The organism is Duganella kummerowiae (genome assembly GCF_053572355.1).
Map to the genome: position 1 here is coordinate 276,592 of NZ_JBKFEH010000014.1, position 18,529 is coordinate 295,120.

Below are 18,529 nucleotides of genomic sequence, written 5' to 3' on the forward strand. Positions count from 1 at the left end.
ATGGACTGGAAGCGGGACTGGAATCGGAACTGGAACCGGCGCGGCTTCCTTGCCGCCACGGGCGCCGCGGCGCTGTCGGTGCTGGCGCCGCAGCGTGCATCCGCAGCGGATGCCGCGCCGCCGGACGGCACCTCGGGGGGCGGCTCCGCCGTGGAGGCGGCCTCGGCCAGCCTGGTAGCGGACGGCCCGGACGCCATCCCGCTGTGGCCATCCGGCGCCCCGGGCGGCCCGGGGCCGCGCGGGCCCGAACGCGAGCTGCGCGGATCGCTGACGGCGATCTCCCGGCCACGCCTGCTGGTCTGGCGCCCCGCCCGTCCCAACGGCGCTGCCGTGCTGCTGGCCAGCGGCGGCGGCTACGCCCACCTGGAGCGGCGCAAGGAAAGCGCGGCGGCGGCTGCATGGCTGCAGTCGCTGGGCGTGACCGCCTGTGAATTGATTTACCGCCTGCCGGCCGAGGGCTGGAGCAACGCGCCGCTGGCGCCGTTCCAGGATGCCCAGCGCGGCCTGCGGCTGCTGCGTTCCGGCCTGGCGGGCAGTTTTACGCATATCGGCGTGCTGGGCTTCTCGGCGGGAGGCCACCTGGCCGGCATGCTGGCGGCGCAGCCGCAGGCCGGCTGGTACGCGCCGCAGGATGGGGCAGACAGCCTGTCGGCCCGCCCCGACGCCCTCGCCCTGCTCTATCCCGTGATTTCCATGCTGCCGCCGCTGGACACCACCCACGCCAGCAGGATACTGCTGGCGGCCGATCCGGGCGGCGCCCGGCGCTGGTCGGTGGAGCTGCAGGTCGATCACGCCATGCCGCCCACCTTCCTGGCGCACGCGCTGGATGATCCCATCGCGGCGCCGCAGCACGCCAGCCGGCTGATGCAGGCGCTGCGCGCGGCCGGGGTGCCGGCCGAGCTGCACCAGTTCGGCAGCGGCGGCCATGGCTGGGGCATGGGCAAGCCCGGCACGCCGCCGGCCGCCTGGCCGGCCCTGCTGCAGGACTGGGCCGCGCGCCAGGGATGGTGTCAGGCGGCCAGCATGGTGCCGGCCTCGCGGTAGCGGGTGTGCCAGGCCAGCGCCTGCTCCAGCACGTGCGGGGTCTGGCCGCCGCCCTCGAGCGCCTGCTGGTAGTAGGCGCGTAGCTGCGGGCGGTAAGCGGGATGGGCGCACTGCTCGATGATGCGCGGGGCGCGTTCGCGCGGCGCCAGGCCGCGCAAGTCGGCCAGGCCCCATTCGGTGGCCACCACGTCCACATCGTGCTCGGTATGGTCCACGTGCGCCACCATGGGCACGATGCTGGAAATGGCGCCATCCTTGGCCACCGACTTGCTGACGAAGATGGATAGCCGGCCATTGCGCGCGAAGTCGCCCGAGCCGCCTATGCCGTTCATCATGTGGGTGCCGCCCACGTGGGTGGAGTTGACGTTGCCGTAGATGTCGAACTCCAGCGCCGTGTTGAGCGCGATGATGCCCAGCCGGCGCACGATCTCCGGATGGTTGCTGATCTCCTGCGGACGCAGCACCACGCGCTCGCGGTAATCGGCAAGATGCTCGATGAAGCGCCGGTGCATGGCGGCCGACAGCGTGATCGAGGACGCCGAGGCCATGGCCAGCTGGCCGGAATCGAGCAGCTCGATGGCACTGTCCTGCAGCACCTCGGAATACATGGTCATGTTGCGAAAACGTGAGCCGGTCAGCCCGTGCAGCACGGCGTTGGCGATGGTGCCTATGCCGGCCTGCAGCGGCAGCAGTTCCTCGCCCATGCGCCCGGCCTCGACCTCGCCCTCCAGGAAGGCCACCACGTGGCGCGCGATGGCTTCCGTTTCCCGGTCGGGCGGCAGCGCGTTGGAAGGGCTGTCCGGACTGTCGGTCAGCACGATGGCGGCGATCCGGGCCGGATCGAGCGCGATGGCGGTGGCGCCGATGCGGCCCCAGGGCTCGGTCAGCGGGATGGCGCCGCGATGGGCGCGCGCCTCGGGCAGGTAAATGTCGTGCAAGCCTTCCAGCGCCAGCGGCGCGCTCAGGTTGATCTCGACGATGACCCGGCGCGCCTGCTGCGCGAAGCTGGCCGAGTTCCCAACCGACATGGTGGGCACGATGGAGCCATCCGCGCGGATCGCCACCGCTTCGATCACGGCGATATCGACCGCCTTCAGGTCGCCGGAACGCAGCTGTTCGGCCGTCTCGGACAAGTGCTGGTCGATGAACATCACCTCGCCGGCGTTGATCTTGCGGCGCAGCGTGGCGTCGCTCTGGAATGGCAGCCGGCGCGCCACCACGCCGCTGGCGGCCATCAGGCCGTCGCTGTCGTTGCCCAGCGAGGCGCCGGTCAGCAAAGTCAGGTGCAGCGGCGCCTGCCGCGCGCGTTCGGCCAGCGCCAGCGGCAGCGCCTTGGCGTCGCCGGCGCGGGTAAAGCCGCTCATGCCGACGGTCATGCCATCTTCAAACATTGCGGCGGCCTGCCGGGCGCTCATGACTTTGTCCATCAGGGACGGGTTGCGGATACGGTCAGTCAGGTCATGCATGGAATCTCCTCGCTTTTTTGAATCAGTATAGAATTCAAGAAACATTCCTGGCATGACTAAAATTCCTTTTGCCCATTCATTAAATTCATGGACCTGCGATCGCTGCGCTATTTTGTCGAAACCGTCCGCCTGAGCAGCTTCACCCAGGCCGCCGAGGCCCTGCACGTGACCCAGTCCACCATCAGCAAGATGGTCAGGCAGCTGGAGGATGAAGTGGGCGCGCCGCTGCTGGTGCGCGGCGGCCGCAAGCTGGCGTTGACCGACACCGGGCGCATCGTTTTCGCGCGCGGCGAGGAAATGCTGGCCTCCATGCGCCAGCTGGCGCTGGAGGTGCAAGACACCCAATCAGTGCGGCGCGGCAGCCTGACAGTGGGCATCCCGCCCATGATCAACCTGCTGTTCACGCCCGTGCTGCAAGCCTTCCGCGCCCGCCATCCCGGCATCGCGCTGACGCTGCAGGAAGGCACGGGCCAGGCCATCGAAAAGCTGGTGGCGGCGGGCGAGGTGGACATAGGCGCCACCGTGCTGCCGGCCGATCCGGAACTGGAGCTGCACACCATCCCCCTGGCCAGCCATCCGCTGCTGGCTATGGCGGCGCTCGGCACCTTCCGCGCCGGCCGCGCCACGCTCAGGCTCAAGGAACTGCGCGAACTGCCGCTGGTGATGCTGAAGGAGGATTTCGCCCTTACCCGCAAGCTGCGTGCGGCCTTTGATGCGGCCGGCATCGAGCCGCTGGTGGCGGCGCACAGCGGCCAATGGGACTGGGTTGCGGCCATGGCCTCGGCCGGAATGGGGGTGGCGCTGCTGCCCGAACCCTTTGTGCGCAGGCTGGAAACCGGCCCGGTGGACGTGCTGCGGCTGGTGGAGCCGGCGCTGGACTGGCAGCCGGCCCACATCTGGAATGGACGCTACCTGTCGCACGCGGCGCGCGCCTGGCTGGACGTGTGCCGCGAGGTGCTGGGCTAGTCCGCCGGCAAGGCGTGGATGGCCACGCCCTCGATGGGATCGACCGGCTGGTCCCAGGGCCGCAGCACGATCATGCGGCGGGTGTGCTCGTAGCCGGCCTGCCAGCGCTGGCGGATGCCGGCCGCGCTGAAATCGATATCCTTGGTGTGGTCCTCGCCGCCCAGGCGCGGCGCCTGCAGCGACACCACGTGCATGCTGGTGCCGCAGCCCCATGACGCCAGTTCGCGCAGCTCGGGCGTGGCGGCGGCGGATCGCGGCAGCTGCAGCGCCAGCTGGCGTATCACATGGCGCAGCCGGTGCAGCTTGCGCTGCTGTTCGACATGGCTGGCGCGGCTGGCGTACTGGATTTCCTTGTGCCGGTCCAGCACATCGAGCACGCTTTGCGGCTCGCCGCCGTCCGGATTCCACACCTGCACCGAGAAGATCACGGAATCGCGGCGTGGCTCGTCGTCGAACACCGCTTCGATCGGCGTGTTCGAGTAAATGCCGCCATCCCAGTAAGGCTCGCCATCGATGCGCACGGCGGGAAAGGCCGGCGGCAATGCACCGGACGCCATCACGTGGGTGGCGCACAGCGGCTCCCGGGCGCTGTCGAAATAGCGCATGGCGCCGCTGCGGGCGTTGACCGCGCCCACCGTGAAGCGCAGCGCGCCCTGGTTCAGCACATCGAAGTCGACCAGCGCGTCCAGCGTGGCGCGCAGCGGAGCGGTTTTATAAAAGGATGCATGTTCGGCGCCGACCCGCGCCTCGGGATGCCACCAGGCCGGCAGGTTGGGCTCGAAGAAGGCCGGTATGCCCTGCCCCATGGTGACCAGGTTGGCCAGGGGCCGCGGCAGGGCGTCGAAGCCCAGCGCATTGCGCTCCATGCGGCGCCAGAACTGGCGCAGCCGGTCCAGCCGCGCCTCGGGCGCATTGCCGGCGATGATGGCGCCGTTGATGGCGCCTATCGAGGTGCCGATCACCCAGTCCGGCTCCAGGCCGGCCTCGTGCATGGCCTGGTAGACCCCGACCTGGTAGGCGCCCAGCGCGCCGCCTCCCTGCAGCACCAGCACGCACTGGCCAGGCAGGGACGGTAGATTTGTGGCTCGGTTCAACGGCGCTCTCCAGGAACTGTAACTCTACGATTGTAGTGCAGTTCGCGGCGCCGCCGCTCGCGAGCGGGCGCAGGCCATGGGGCCCCTGCCCGCGCCGCCATCAATCGACGTTGCGTCCCCTGGCCTTGAGCGCGGCGCGCACGCCGGCGCCGTATTCCGGATCAGCCTGGTCGAAGTGCCCCAGCTGGCGCTGGATGATCTGGTCGCTGACCTGGCTCAGGGGACCGGCCAGGTTGGCGCACAGGTTCTGCTTTTCCTCGGCGCTGAACAGGCGGAACAGGTTGCCGGCCTGGGTGTAGTCATCTTCCTTGCCACGGCCGTCGTAGCGGCCGGCCGGGCCGTCCAGCGACAGGGCCGGTTCGCCGTGGCCCAGGCCCTGCGGGCTGCTGCCCTCGGCCTGCACCGGCTGGTAGTTCTGCCCGGAGCCGCCGTTGGCGATGGCCATATAACCGTCGCGCTGCTGGTTGTGGAAGGGGCAGCGCGGCGCGTTCACGGGCAAGTGCTGGTGGTTGGTGCCAACGCGGTACAGCTGCGCGTCGTGGTAGGCGAACAGGCGCGCCTGCAGCATCTTGTCCGGCGAATAGCCCAGGCCCGGCACGATGTTGGACGGCGAGAGTGCAGCCTGCTCCACCTCGGCATGGTAGTTGACCGGGTTGCGGTTCAGCTCCAGCACGCCTACCTGCTGCAGCGGGAAGTCGGCATGCGGCCAGACCTTGGTCAGGTCGAACGGATTCCAGCCGGTGCGCTGCTCCCAGGCCGCCAGTTCGGCCTCGGTCGCCACTTGAACCGACACGGTCCAGCGCGGGAACTCGCCCCGGGCGATGGCGTTGAACAGGTCGCGCTGCGAGTAGTCCGGATCTTCGCCGGCGATGCGCACCGCGTCGGCCGCTGACAGGTTCTTGATGCCCTGCTGGGTCAGGAAATGCCATTTCACGTACACGCGCCGGCCGGCGTCGTTGATCATGCTGTAGGTGTGGCTGCCGAAGCCGTGCATGTGGCGGTAGCCGTCCGGCGTGCCGCGGCTGGAGAACAGCGTGGTGACCTGGTGCAGGCTTTCCGGGGTCTGGCTCCAGAAATCGAACATCATGGTGGGCGACTTCAGGTTGGTCTGCGGATCGCGCTTCTGGGTGTGGATGAAGTCGGGGAACTTGATGCCATCCTTGAGGAAGAACACCGGGGTGTTGTTGCCGACCAGGTCCCAGTTGCCTTCCTCGGTGTAGAAACGCACGGCGAAGCCGCGCGGATCGCGTTCGGTGTCGGCGCTACCCTTCTCGCCACCCACGGTGGAAAAACGCAGGAAGGTCTCGGTCTGCTTGCCGATGGCCGAGAACAGCCTGGCCTTGGAGTATTTGCTGATGTCGTGGGTGACGGTGAAAGTGCCGTAGGCGCCGGAACCCTTGGCGTGCACCACGCGCTCGGGAATGCGCTCGCGGTTGAAGTGCTGCAGCTTCTCGATCAGGTGGAAGTCCTGCAGCAGCACCGGGCCGCGCGGGCCGGCCGTGATGGAGTTCTGGTTGTCAGCGACAGGAATGCCGGACGCGGTGGTAATGGGTGGTTGCTGGCTCATTGCGGCGCTCCTTGGTGTTGAATAGTGAAACCCATTCTAAACAACGCTCTCCATAAATAAAATCTATATATATCTATGGAATCAATAGTTGTTATCAATGAATTGTAGGGGAATTCACCACCAGCGTCCTCCCACCTTAGGCCTATGCCCGTGGTATCCGTAGAACAGACGTGCATAGGCAGGCCTGTTGCCAGCGCGGCAGGGGGCGCCGCCGGCATAAGATGGCCATCATGCACATCACTCACGATTTGCCATCGACCGCCGCCCTGCTGGCCTCGGGCGGCGATGAGCGCCTGGCGCTGGACGCCGGCAGCGGACGCTCGCGCCATGGCTGCCGCCCGCTGCCGGACGACGCGCTGGCGGCGTTGGGATCGGCAACGGCCTCCAATATCACGGCCCACGCCTGGGCGGCGGCGGACGGCCTGCGCCGGCGCTGCGCCGAACTGCTGCGCACCTGCTCGCTCCAGCACGTCCACGCCCTGGCCGAGTCGGCGCAACGGCAGGCGCTGCTGCGCCATTGCGGCTGCGCTGCAGACGATGGCGTACAGGCCATATTTGCCGCTTCCGGCACCGACGCCCTGCAGCTGGCCGCGCGGATGTGCCGGGCCCAAATTGCCATCCTGGTGGCGCCATCGGAAACCGGCAGCGGGGTGCCGCTGGCCCTGCAGGGCCGCCACTTCAACCGCATCGGCGCCGACGGCGCGGCGCACCGGCAGGGAGAACCGGCCGGCGCCTGGACCGGGGCCGCCGCCTTCATTGCCGCGCGCCGGCCCGATGGCGGCTTGCGCGGCGCTGGCCTGGTGGATGCGGACTATGCAGCCGCAGTGGAGGCTGCGGCTGAAGGCGGCGGCAGCGTGCTGCTGGTGCTCACCGACGTCAGCAAGACCGGGCTGATCGTGCCCGGCATCGCCACTGTGCAGCGCCTGCAGGCGCGCTGGCCCCGCCAGCTGCGGGTGCTGGTGGACGCCTGCCAGTTCCGATTGGCTCCGCACACCGTGCGCGCCTACCTGGAGCAGGGATGGATGGTGGCGCTGACCGGCTCCAAGTTCATGGGCGGCCCCACCTACAGCGGCGCCCTGCTGCTGCCGGCCTGTCTGGCTTCCTTGGCCCAGCGCGCGCCATCGCTGCTGCCCTCCTGGCCGAACATGGGCCTGCTGCTGCGCTGGGAGGCCGCGCTGGCCGGGATGGAGCGCTACGCGGCCGTGCCGGACCAGGCCAAGCTGGCATGCAGCATGCGCTTTGCCGAGGCGGTGGGAGCGGCCTTTGCCAGCTTGCCGCAGCTGGTCCCGCTGCCGGTTGCGCCGCTGGATCGGGCCGCGCTAGGCCGGGCCGCGCTGGATCGGGCCGCGCCAGGCCGGGCCGCGCCAGGCGGCACGCCGTCATGGGACAGGATGCAAACCATCTTTCCCTTCATGGTCAAGGGCAAGGATGGCAGGCCGCTGGGCGCGGGTCCGCTGCACGCCATCTACCAGCGCCTGATGCGCGAGGGCGGCGGGCGCCGCTTCCAGCTCGGCCAGCCGGTGGACTGGACGGTGGATGGAGACGGGAGCAATACGGGGGAGGAAGCCGGGGCGGCGCTGCGCCTGTGCCTGGGCGCCCACCTGATGGTGGAGCAGCATGCGGGCGGCGCCGACCCGGCCGCCCTGGCCGCCGCCGCGCTGCAGGCCGTGGCGGCCATGGCGCGGGACGCGTGAATCAGCCCTCGGCGATGCGCCTGGCGATGTGGGCCAGCGCTTCCTCCACCTGGTCGATCAGGATCAGGCACAAATCGCCTTCCTTGAGGCGCGCCAGGGCGGTGTCGATGGCGATGAACTCGCCGTTGATCTCGTCGATGTGGCTGGTGCGCGGAGCGCCGTCCAGGCCCTTGCGCAGCAGCGCCACCACTTCGCCGTCCACGCGGCCGCGCTGGCAGGCGTCCTGGTACAGGATCACGTCGTCGAAGGAGCGGCCCAGGATTTCGGTCTGCTGCGTGATGTCCTCGTCGCGGCGGTCGCCGGCGCCGCTGATCACCACTGCGCGGCGCTTGGCCGGCATGGTTTCCACTGCCTTGACCAGGGCCAGGATGGCGTCCGGATTGTGGCCGTAGTCAGCGATCAGGGTCGCGCCACGGTAGTCGAACACGTTGAAGCGGCCAGGCGCGTTGTCGGAATCGTTGGCGAAGGTTTTCAGGCCCAGCAGGATGGATTCCCAGGCCAGGCCCACGCCCCAGGCGGCGGCCACGGCGGCCATCACGTTATCGACCTGGAAGCCGATGGCGCCGTTGCGGGTGATGGGCACCTGCGACAGCGGAATGCGGTACTGCTCGCCGCCCTCGGCCGCCACGATGTGGTGGTCGTGCACGTACACCGTGCGGCCGCCCTGGGCCAGGTGGGTGGCGATCACCGGGTGGCCGCGGTCGGCGCCGAAGAAGATCACCTTGCCGCGGCAGTTGGCGGCCATGCCGGCCACGATGGGGTCGATCGCGTTCAGCACCGCATAGCCGTTTTCCGCCACGTTCTGCACGATCACGCGCTTGAGCACCGCCAGGTCTTCCACCGTGGTGATGTAGTTCAGGCCCAGGTGGTCGCCGGCGCCGATATTGGTCACCACCGCGACCTTGCAGCGGTCGAAGGCCAGGCCTTCGCGCAGGATGCCGCCACGGGCGGTCTCGAACACGGCGGCGTCAACGTCCGGGTGCAGCAGCACGTTGCGGGCGCTGCGCGGGCCGCTGCAGTCGCCGCTGTCGGTACGGCGGCCTTCGATGTAGACGCCGTCGGTATTGGTCATGCCGGTGCGCAGGCCGGCGGCCGTGGTCAGGTGGGCGATCAGGCGCACCGTGGTGGTCTTGCCGTTGGTGCCGGTCACCGCCACCACCGGGATGCGGCCATCCTCGCCGGGGCCGAACATGGTGTTGACGATGGCTTCGCCCACGGCGCGCCCCTTGCCGTAGGACGGCGACAGGTGCATGCGCAGGCCGGGCGCGGCGTTCACTTCCACCACGCCGCCGCGCTGGTTCTCGATCGGCTGCAGCAGCGATTCCACCACCACGTCCACGCCGGCGATGTCCAGGCCTATCATTTGCGCCGCCTCCACCGCGCGCGCCGCCACTTCCGGGTGCACGTCATCGGTGACGTCGGTGGCGGTGCCGCCGGTGGACAGGTTGGCGTTATTGCGCAGGATGACGCGCTGGCCCTTGGCCGGTATCGAATCGGCTTCCAGGTCCTGCAGCGCCAGGCGCGCGATGGCGATGTCGTCGAAGCGTATCCTGGTCAGCGAGGTGGAATGGCCGCTGCCCCGGCGCGGGTCCGAGTTGACCAGTTCCACCAGCTCGCGCACCGTGTGCAGGCCGTCGCCCACCACTTGCGGCGGATCGCGGCGCGCGGCCGCCACCAGCTTGTTGCCGATCACCAGCAGGCGGAAGTCGTTCCCGGGCAGGAAGCGCTCGACCATGATTTCACGGCCGTATTCGCTGGCGGCGGCAAAAGCCTTGCGCAAATGGGCTTCGTCGGTGATGTTGACGGTCACGCCTTTGCCCTGGTTGCCGTCCTTGGGCTTGACCACCACCGGCAGGCCGATGGCCAGCGCGGCCTGCCAGGCTTGATCCGCATCGGTCACGGTGCGTCCTATGGGCACCGGCACGCCGGCCGCGTGCAGCAGTTTCTTGGTCAGTTCCTTGTCCTGGGCCACGGCTTCGCCGATGGCCGAGGTGCTGTCCATCTCGGCGGCCTGGATGCGGCGCTGGCGGCTGCCCCAGCCGAACATCACCATGCTGCCTTCGGTCAGGCGGCGTACCGGGATGCCGCGCGCCACGGCAGCGGCCACGATGGAACCGGTGGATGGACCGAGGCGCACGTCCTCGTCCAGTTCGCGCAGTTCGTTGAGGGCGCCGGTCAGGTCGAACGGGGTGTCGGCCAGGGCCGCGTTGATCAGGTTTTCCGCCAGTTCCACCGCCAGCCGGCCCACCGCTTCCTCGCTGTACTCGACCACGGTCTGGTAGACGCCCTCTTCCACGGTGGCGGTGGTGCGGCTGAAGGTGACCGGGCAGCCGGCCTGCGCCTGCAGGCTCAGGGCCGCCACTTCCAGCACGCGCGCCAGCGACACCGGGCCCTCATGGCCGGCTGCCTGCAGCGCCGCGATGGCAGGAAAGCGCGCCCGCAGCCGCAGCTCGAAGCCGGGCAGCAGCGTGATCGACTGCTCTTCCGTGCTGCACTTGACGATGGCTTCCACCGCCGTGTGATGACTCCACAGATTGGGGCCGCGCAGCGCGCGGGTGCGTATGACTTCCATAATTATCCTGTTGTCCGGGGCACAGGGTGCCCGCGTGGTATTGCTATCGTGTTGTCCGGGGCACAGGGTGCCCGCGTGGTATTGCTATCGTGTTGTCCGGGGCGCCACAGGGCGCCCGCGTGCTGCTGTCCTTGAAGGCCCCGGCCAGCGGCCGGGGCCAGCGTCTTAGTGTTGCGTATGCTTGGCGGCTTCGAAGGTGCGCAGGCCGGCGCCGATCAGGTCCGGTGTCAGGCCCAGGGCCCAGCCGGCGGCGATGGCGGCCAGCACGGCTTCCGGCGGCACCAGCGGCGACAGCGGCAGGCTGGCCACCTCATGGTAGCCGGTCGCCAGCACGATGCGCTGCTCGCGCTGGAACACCACGCGCTTGCCGTCCTGGCGGTGGCCGGCCAGCGCCGCCACATGCTCGTCCATGGCGTAGAACAGCACCTCGCCGTCGCACAGGTCGGCCATGTCCACCACTTGCGGGTCGGCCGCGTTCAGCACCGCCACGCCGCTGGGCAGCACCACGTCGACCTGGGTGCGCAGCACGCCATACAGCCGGTCGGCGCTGTCGATATAGAACTCGCCCAGCTGTTCGTGGCCGGTGACGTCGGTCACCACGCCCACCGCGCACTTGTCGTAGGCCAGGCCTTCGGTCAATATCATGCGGGCGTCGCTCTCGAACACGGCCGCTTCCACGTTACGGTTCAGCAGCAGGCGTTCGCCGGTTTCCCAGTCGCCCAGGCCGTCTCGCTCCAGCAAACGGGTATTGACGTACAGGCCCTCGGCACAGGAGAGCCCCACCTTGCGGCCGCTGATCTGCAGCAGCCAGGCGATCAGGCGCGCGGTCATGGTGGTGCCGTGGCTGCCGCTGATGCCGACGATGGGGATGCGACCCGTTTCCTCGGGCGCGAACAGATGGTCGACGATGGCCTGGCCCACATTGCGCGGCTGGCCCTTGGCCGGCTTGAGGTGGGCCAGCAGGCCGGGGCTGGCGTTGACTTCGATGATGGCGCCGCCCTGCTCTTCCAGCGGACGGCTGATGTCGGACGCCACCAGGTCGATGCCGGCGATGTCCAGGCCCACCACGCGCGCGGCCAGGGTGGCCATGGCCGCCACGCTGGGGTGCACCAGGTCGGTGACGTCGGTGTCGACGTTGCCGTTGGTCTGGATCAGGACTTGCTGGCCGGCGGCCGGGATGGACGCGGCCGTCATGTTCTGGCGCTTGAGTTCCAGGATGATCTCGCCCGATTCGGCCGGCGTGACCAGGCCCAGCGGCGCGTCCTCGGTTTCGCCGCGGCGCGGGTCGGTATTGATCTGGCTGTCCACCAGCTGCTGGATGGACGACTTGCCGTCGCCGGTAATCCACAGGGCTTCGCCGGCGGCGGCCGCCACCACGCGCTTGCCCACCACCAGCAGGCGGTGCTCGTTGCCAGCCACGAAGCGCTCCACGATCACGCTCTTGCTGCCGCCGCGCTGGGCGGCCAGCTCATAGGCGGCCTTCACGTCTTCCTCGGCCATCAGGTTGAGCGACACGCCGCGCCCGTGGTTGCCGTCATACGGCTTGACCACCACCGGCACGCCGATATCCTGCGCTGCTTCCCAGGCCGCGTCGGCGCTGGTCACCAGTTCGCCCTCGGGCACCGGCACGCCGCAGGAAGCCAGCAGGCTCTTGGTCAGGTCCTTGTCGCTGGCGATGCCTTCGGCAATGGCGCCCGTGTATTCGGTCTCGGCGGTCCAGATGCGGCGCTGGGCGGCGCCGTGGCCCAGCTGCACCAAGTTGCCGTCGGTCAGGCGCACGGACGGGATACCGCGCTCGGTGGCGGCGTCCACGATGCTGGCCGTGCTGGGGCCCAGGCACAGGCGCTCGACCATGTCGCCCAGCCGGGCCACGGCGGCATCCACGTCGTAGGGGCGGTCCTCGATGGCGGCCATCAGCAGGTCGCGGCCAGCAGCCAGGGCGGCCCGGCCGACCTGCTCCTGGCGGGTGCGGAAGGCCATCTTGTAGATGCCGCTGCCCTCGGCCACCTGGCGGGTCTTGCCGAAGCCGGTCTTCATGCCGGCCAGGTTTTGCAATTCCAGCACCACGTGTTCCAGGATGTGGCCGGCATAGGTGCCGTCGCGCAGGCGCTCCAGGAAGCCGCCGTGCTCGCCCACGCCGCAGCGGTGGATGACCAGGTTGGGCAGCATGGCCGTCAGCCGTTCGTACAAGCCGGGGATCAGGTTCGAGGGGAATTCTTCCAGCAGGCCGATATCGAGCCAGGCTTCGATGACCGGACGGTAAGTCCAGATATTCGGCCCGCGCAAATACGTCACCCTGAGAATGTCAATGTCTTTCTTCTTGATCATGTTTCTATTCTTGTATCTTTTGTTGTCAGCCGTGGCCATCCCGCGCCGTATTGTAAACCCTGCGTATTGCCTGCCGCCAAATTAGATAGACCCCGCTTGCAAACCGATCAAGTTTCACAAGCGTACAAGGCGCTAGGTCTGCGTGGTGCTAAGGCGTTATACTCGCCGCAAACACAGACTGGCCTTGTCGCTTTGATCTCTGTCAAATTCTTTTGATGACAGAATACCGTAAATAAGCCGTATCAAGGCGGACGCGCGTTATATCCCTGAAAACACCTATCCAGTCCTGAGACTCCGGAGCCCTCTGCACGATGACAACAGAACAACTTTCCTCAATTCCCAGCCCGGCAGAACTACCTGAACGTTGGCGCGCGGAAACGCAATTACAACTTTCCAATGGGGAAAACGTTGTAACTGCCCTGGAGGTTGACCTGGATGCGCAACTTCGTTTCGCCAAGGGTATCGTGGTGGTCACCACGCGCCGGATATTGGCGCGCTCGCCGGGCGCCAGCAGCTGGGACAGCTGGAGCTTCCGTCCCGACCTGGTGCTGAAACACCACGACCATGCCGGCGTCGGCCACCTGGAGCTGGTGGACAGCCAGGGCCGGCTGGCGGCCTGGCGCTTCACCCTGGGCCAGAACCTGGCCGCCATCCGCCTGGCCGAGCAATTCGTGGCGCACCGCGAGAGCCACGCCAGCGGCCAGCCGGTGCTGCGGGAAGAAGGCAATGTCTGCCCCAGCTGCAAGGCCCAGCTGGAGCCGGAGCAGGAAGAATGCCCGGTGTGCACCAAGGTGATCTACACCCCGCCCTCGACCTGGACCCTGTTCCGCCTGTGGCGCTTCACCAGGCCCTACAAGGGCCAGATGGCGCTCGGCTTTGCCCTCATGCTGCTGAGCACGGGCGCGCACATGATCCCGCCCTACCTCACCATGCCGCTGATGGATAACGTGCTGATCCCTTACCAGAACGGCAAGCCGGTCGACCCCATGCTGGTGACCATGTACATGGGCGGCCTGGTGGGTGCGGCGGTGCTGGCCTGGCTGCTGGGCTGGGGCAAGACCTATGTGCTGGCCCTGGTGTCGGAACGCATAGGCGCGGACCTGCGCACCACCACCTACGAACACTTGCTGAAACTGTCGCTGGAATACTTCGGCGGCAAGCGCACCGGCGACCTGATGTCGCGCATCGGCAGCGAAAGCGACCGCATCTGCGTGTTCCTGTCGCTGCATCTGCTGGACTTCGCGTCCGACGTGCTGATGATTATCATGACCGGCGTGATCCTGGTTTCCATCGATCCCTGGCTGGCCGCCGTCACCCTGCTGCCCCTGCCCTTCATCGCCTGGCTGATCCACCTGGTGCGCGACCGCCTGCGCACCGGCTTTGAAAAGATAGACCGGGTGTGGGGCGAGGTCACCAACGTGCTGGCCGACACCATCCCCGGCATCCGCGTGGTGAAAGCCTTTGCCCAGGAAGCGCGCGAGGCGCAGCGCTTCCGCACCGCAAACCGCCACAACCTGGCAGTCAACGACAAGCTCAACCGCGTGTGGTCGTTGTTCTCGCCCACCGTGTCCTTCCTCACCGAACTGGGGCTGCTGGTGATCTGGGTGTTCGGCATCTACCAGGTATCGCACAACAACATCACGGTGGGCGTGCTGTCCGCCTTCATCGCCTATTCCAGCCGCTTCTACGGCCGCCTGGATTCCATGAGCCGCATCGTGTCGGTCACGCAGAAATCGGCCTCGGCCGCCAAGCGCATCTTCGACATCCTGGACCACGTGTCCTCGGTGCCGGAACCGGCCAACCCGGTCAAGCTGGACCAGGTGGAGGGCAACATCACCCTGCGCCAGGTCGGCTTCCGCTACGGCAACCGCGCCGTCAACCGCGGCGTCAACCTGGACATCAAGGCCGGCGAGATGATAGGCCTGGTGGGCCATTCCGGCTCCGGCAAATCGACCCTGGTCAACCTGATCTGCCGCTTCTACGACGTGGCCGAGGGCGCCATCATGCTGGACGGCGTCGACATCCGTTCGCTGGCGGTGGCCGACTACCGCCGCAACATCGGCCTGGTGCTGCAGGAACCCTTCCTGTTCTTCGGCACCATCGCCGAGAACCTTGCCTACGGCAAGCCGGACGCCACCCGCGAGGAAATCATCGCCGCCGCGCGCGCCGCCCATGCGCACGAATTCATCCTGCGCCTGCCGCAGGGCTACGACTCCATGGTGGGCGAGCGCGGCCAGGGCCTGTCCGGCGGCGAGCGCCAACGCATCTCGATCGCGCGCGCCCTGCTGATCAACCCGCGCATCCTGATCCTGGACGAAGCCACCTCCTCGGTGGACTCGGAAACCGAGAAGGAAATCCAGAAGGCGCTGGACAACCTGGTCCAGGGCCGCACCACCATCGCCATCGCCCACCGCCTGTCGACGCTGCAGCGCGCCGACCGCCTGGTGGTGATGGACCGCGGCGTGGTGATCGAGGAAGGCCCGCACGACGAGCTGATGGCGCGCGAAGGCGCCTACTACCGCCTGTACCAGGCCCAGGCCCGCAATGTGGACACCGATCCGGACGACGCCCGCAAGGAAGAAGAATAATGACGACCACCAAATTTGACCTGCAACGCAATCCCTTTGGCCGCCTGGTGCTGACCACGGCCGGCGGCGAGGTGGTGGAGAACGTGGCGCCGGTGCGCGCCTTTCCGGTACAGGCGCCGCACGAGGGCCTGGCCCTGGTGTCGCAGGACGGCAAGGAAGTGGCCTGGATAGAGCGGCTGGACGACCTGCCGCCGGCCGTCGCCGCGCTGGTGCGCGAGGAGCTGGAGGGACGCGAGTTCATGCCCGAGATCTCGCGCATCGTGGCCGTCACCAGCTACGCCACGCCCTGCACCTGGACCGTCCAGACCGACCGTGGCGACACCGAATTCGTGCTGCGCGGCGAGGAAGACATACGCCGCATCGGCGGCGAAACGCTGCTGGTGTCGGACATCCACGGCATCCACTACCTGATACGCGCCTTCCACGACCTGGACCGCCACAGCAAGAAGATCCTGGACCGCTTCCTGTAATAAGCTAGCTGGCCTTGGCCACCAGGGCCGCGGCGCGGCGCAGCATGGGCGCAACCACCGGCACCGTCAGCATGGTGCTGGCGATGGCCATCAGCAGCAGCGCCGTGAAGGTCTCGCTGGTGATGATGCCCTTGTCCAGCAGGATGTTGGAGAAGATGATCATGATCAGGGCCTTGGTCTGCAGCAGCCAGCCGATGATGGATGCCTCGCCCGGCCCCCAGCCCAGGATGCGGCCGGCCATGCGCACCCCGATCAGCTTGCCCGCCACCGAGGCCGCCAGCAGCACCGCCGCCGCCACGAACACGGCCGACCCGCCCAGCGCCCAGTTGGTGCGCAGGCCGGTGCTGAGGAAGTACACCGGCATGATGGCCAGCAGCACGGTATGGCGCATGAAGTCCATGCGCTGCTGGTTGAACCAGTGCGCATCCATCACGGCGCCGGCCAGGAAGGCGCCCACCATGAAGTGCAGTCCGGCCCAGTCGGCCGCGAAGGCGCAGGCGGCCAGCCAGACCAGGCTGACGTACCAGCGGTCGCGCTCCTGCAGCCTGGCCATCAGGCGGCGAAACAGCACCGTGGCCGCCACGAACACCAGCACGAAGCCCAGCTGGCGGCCGACCCGGTCCCAGTCCAGCATGATCACGGCCAGCACGCCCCAGATGGCGATGTCGTCCAGGCTGGCGTAGCGCAGGATGCGCTGGCCCATGGGCTCGCGCAGGATGTCCAGCTTTTCCATCAGCAGGATGAGGATGGGCAGCGCCGTCACCGCGCAGGCCATGCCCACGCCCAGCACGAACTGCCACGCATGCGCCCTGGCGCCCATCCAGCCGGCGTAGCCCAGCAGGCCCAGCGCCGCCACGCAGCCGAACAGCAGCGGCGTGCCCATCGCCAGCGCGGCCGTGATGACACTCTCGCGCCGGTGTTCCCAGGCCTGCTTCAGGTCCAGCTCTATGCCCGCGATCATCACGAATATCATGACGGACCACCAGGCGATGCCGTTGAGCGACTGCACCACCTGGGGGTTGAACACGAACTGGTAATACTCGGGGTAAGCCCGGCCCAGGATGCCGGGACCGAGCAGCACGCCGGTGATGATCTGCACGATCACCAGCGGCGCGTAGTAATCGGTGCCGCCCACGCGCCAGATCAGGTAGGGCAGCGTGAAGATGATCAGCATGGCGATCAAGAATACTTCGGTGGTTCCCATGGCGCTATGCATGAGGTCTCCTCATCGGGTAGTTTTTGTCTGGGCGCGCACATGCGCGCCAGGTTCTCATCCAGAGGCCATCATGCAGCCGGTCTTTGCCAGCTTGCGGAGCAAGATAGTACACCATTTCAGCCGGCCATCCTCCAATTCCGGCTGTATCGGTCTTCTTTTGGTATGTTGTTCCATGCAGGGGATTTGGTTCCGATGGAATCGGTTCCGCAGCCATCCAAAAAAAGAGCATGCAGACCGCATGCCCATTTTTTTTACCTCGTTTTACTTACGGCGGGCGGCCGGCGCCCTGGCCAGCGAGGCGCGCTGCGTCACCGACAGCCGATAGTCGCGCGTGACCGGGCGGTCCAGCTGGTAGCAGCGGTTGAGCAGGTAATTGAGGCCGTTCATGGTCATCTCGCTCCACGGGATGTGCACGGAGGTGAGGCGCGGCGCCGTGAATTCGGCGCTGTGCGTGTCGTCGTAGGCCAGTACCGAGACGTCGCCCGGCACCGATACACCGGCCTCGTGGAAGCAGGACAAGGCGCCCACCGCCATCTCGTCATTGGCGCAGAACAGGGCGGTGAACTTGTGGTCCGCGTCCAGCAGCTCGCGGGCGCGGGCCCGCCCGCCCTCGGAGGAGAAGTCGCCGTCGGCGATCCAGATCTCCCCGGTATCGATGCCGTTCCCGCGCAGCTCATCCATGAAGCCCGCCAGCCGCTCGCGGTTATCGGGAGCGTCGGCGCGGCCGCCGATGACCGCGATGCGGCGGTGCTTGTGCTCCAGCAGGGCGCGTGCGGCCAGGCGACCGCCTTCGTAGTGATCTGCCGTGAAGCACTGCTCGGCGATGCTGTCGTAGCGGTGGTTGACCACCACCACCCTGGACTGGAAGGGACCGAGGGCGCTGAAGTCCTCGTCCTCCAGCGCATTGCTCATCACGATCAGGCCATCGCTGCCGCGTTCGATCAGGAAGTTGACGCCTTCGATGGCCTGCCGGCGCGCATCGCCCTCGCCCACGCCGAAGGCCACCACCATGTTCAGGCCGGCGTCGCGCAAAGCCTTGTAGATCGATTGCAGGATGGGGGTGTAGAAGGTGCCGCTCAGGTAGGGAATGTAGACCCCTATCATCTGCGAGCTGCCGGACAGCAGCGAGCGGGCCGCGTGCGAGGGACGGAAGTCCAGCTCCTCGATCGCCTTCCTGACTTTTTCCAGGGTGGCCTGGGAAACAGAACCTTTGCCGCTGACCACGCGCGACGCGGTGCCCAGGCCCACACCCGCCAGGCGGGCCACATCTTTGATCGTTGCCACGAGTTCTTTCCGTCATCAGTTGGTTGACACTGTCATCAAGAATACCCCATGGGCAAGCCTAGTGACAAGCAAGTAGCTGATGGCGGAAATGGGGGCGGAAGAAAAAAATCCGGCGCCGCGTCAGGCGCCGGACAGTCCATGCAACGGAGGAACGAAGGACGAACCGCTGGATTGGCCTGCATCTGGTCCCATCAGGAATGCCTCCCTTTGGAAACGTTGCCAATCAGCCAGCCCAATGTA

Annotated in this window: 12 protein-coding genes; 5 read left to right on the plus strand and 7 right to left on the minus strand. The window is 67.6% G+C overall.

Annotated features, from left to right (window positions below; translation table 11 throughout):
* A complete protein-coding gene (locus ACLB1G_RS19455; protein ID WP_491628887.1) occupies nt 1-1,044 on the plus strand; it encodes an alpha/beta hydrolase in 1,044 nt (347 codons plus the stop codon).
* Here ACLB1G_RS19455 and scpC read toward each other — a convergent pair.
* On the minus strand, nt 1,011-2,510 hold the full coding sequence (gene scpC, locus ACLB1G_RS19460) for a succinyl-CoA:acetate CoA-transferase ScpC (protein ID WP_491628888.1): 1,500 nt from the start codon (nt 2,508-2,510) through the stop codon (nt 1,011-1,013). The genes ACLB1G_RS19455 and scpC overlap by 34 nt on opposite strands.
* Nucleotides 2,511-2,597: 87 nt before the next feature.
* On the opposite strand from scpC, the gene ACLB1G_RS19465 reads away from it, so the two are divergent.
* The gene (locus ACLB1G_RS19465) at nt 2,598-3,476 is read left to right on the plus strand and encodes a LysR substrate-binding domain-containing protein (RefSeq protein WP_491628889.1); all 879 of its coding nucleotides are present in this window, start codon (nt 2,598-2,600) and stop codon (nt 3,474-3,476) included.
* On the opposite strand, the gene ACLB1G_RS19470 is transcribed toward ACLB1G_RS19465, so the two are convergent.
* A complete protein-coding gene (locus tag ACLB1G_RS19470; RefSeq protein ID WP_491628890.1) occupies nt 3,473-4,570 on the minus strand; it encodes a patatin-like phospholipase family protein in 1,098 nt (365 codons plus the stop codon). The two genes, ACLB1G_RS19465 and ACLB1G_RS19470, sit on opposite strands and share 4 nt — an antisense overlap.
* Nucleotides 4,571-4,670: 100 nt before the next feature.
* Entirely contained in the window at nt 4,671-6,137 is a 1,467-nt protein-coding gene (locus ACLB1G_RS19475) for a catalase (RefSeq protein ID WP_491628891.1), read from the minus strand.
* A 230-nt stretch (nt 6,138-6,367) separates the two neighbouring features.
* On the opposite strand from ACLB1G_RS19475, the gene ACLB1G_RS19480 reads away from it, so the two are divergent.
* Nucleotides 6,368-7,831 carry a hypothetical protein gene (locus tag ACLB1G_RS19480; protein ID WP_491628892.1) on the plus strand — a complete coding sequence of 488 codons (1,464 nt, stop codon included), beginning with the start codon at nt 6,368-6,370 and terminating at the stop codon, nt 7,829-7,831.
* 1 nt (nt 7,832) lies between these two features.
* Here ACLB1G_RS19480 and cphA read toward each other — a convergent pair whose 3' ends face one another.
* The gene (gene cphA / locus ACLB1G_RS19485) at nt 7,833-10,403 is read right to left on the minus strand and encodes a cyanophycin synthetase (protein WP_491628893.1); all 2,571 of its coding nucleotides are present in this window, start codon (nt 10,401-10,403) and stop codon (nt 7,833-7,835) included.
* 165 nt (nt 10,404-10,568) lie between these two features.
* Nucleotides 10,569-12,731, minus strand: a complete 2,163-nt coding sequence (locus ACLB1G_RS19490; protein ID WP_491628894.1) for a cyanophycin synthetase — start codon at nt 12,729-12,731, stop codon at nt 10,569-10,571.
* 311 nt (nt 12,732-13,042) lie between these two features.
* Here ACLB1G_RS19490 and ACLB1G_RS19495 point away from each other — a divergent pair, with 311 nt between their 5' ends.
* Complete coding sequence (locus tag ACLB1G_RS19495; RefSeq protein ID WP_491628895.1) at nt 13,043-15,319, plus strand: cyanophycin metabolism-associated ABC transporter; 2,277 nt, start codon at nt 13,043-13,045, stop codon at nt 15,317-15,319.
* Entirely contained in the window at nt 15,319-15,789 is a 471-nt protein-coding gene (locus ACLB1G_RS19500; protein WP_491628896.1) for a cyanophycin metabolism-associated DUF1854 family protein, read from the plus strand. Before ACLB1G_RS19495 ends, ACLB1G_RS19500 begins: the two co-directional genes overlap by 1 nt.
* A gap of 4 nt (nt 15,790-15,793) precedes the next feature.
* On the opposite strand, the gene ACLB1G_RS19505 is transcribed toward ACLB1G_RS19500, so the two are convergent.
* Together ACLB1G_RS19505 and ACLB1G_RS19510 are read right to left on the minus strand one after the other, a co-directional pair.
* Nucleotides 15,794-17,005, minus strand: coding sequence for a cation:proton antiporter (locus ACLB1G_RS19505; protein WP_491628897.1), 1,212 nt, complete (start codon nt 17,003-17,005; stop codon nt 15,794-15,796).
* 261 nt (nt 17,006-17,266) lie between these two features.
* Entirely contained in the window at nt 17,267-18,289 is a 1,023-nt protein-coding gene (locus tag ACLB1G_RS19510) for a LacI family DNA-binding transcriptional regulator (RefSeq protein ID WP_491628898.1), read from the minus strand.
* Nucleotides 18,290-18,529: the final 240 nt, after the last annotated feature.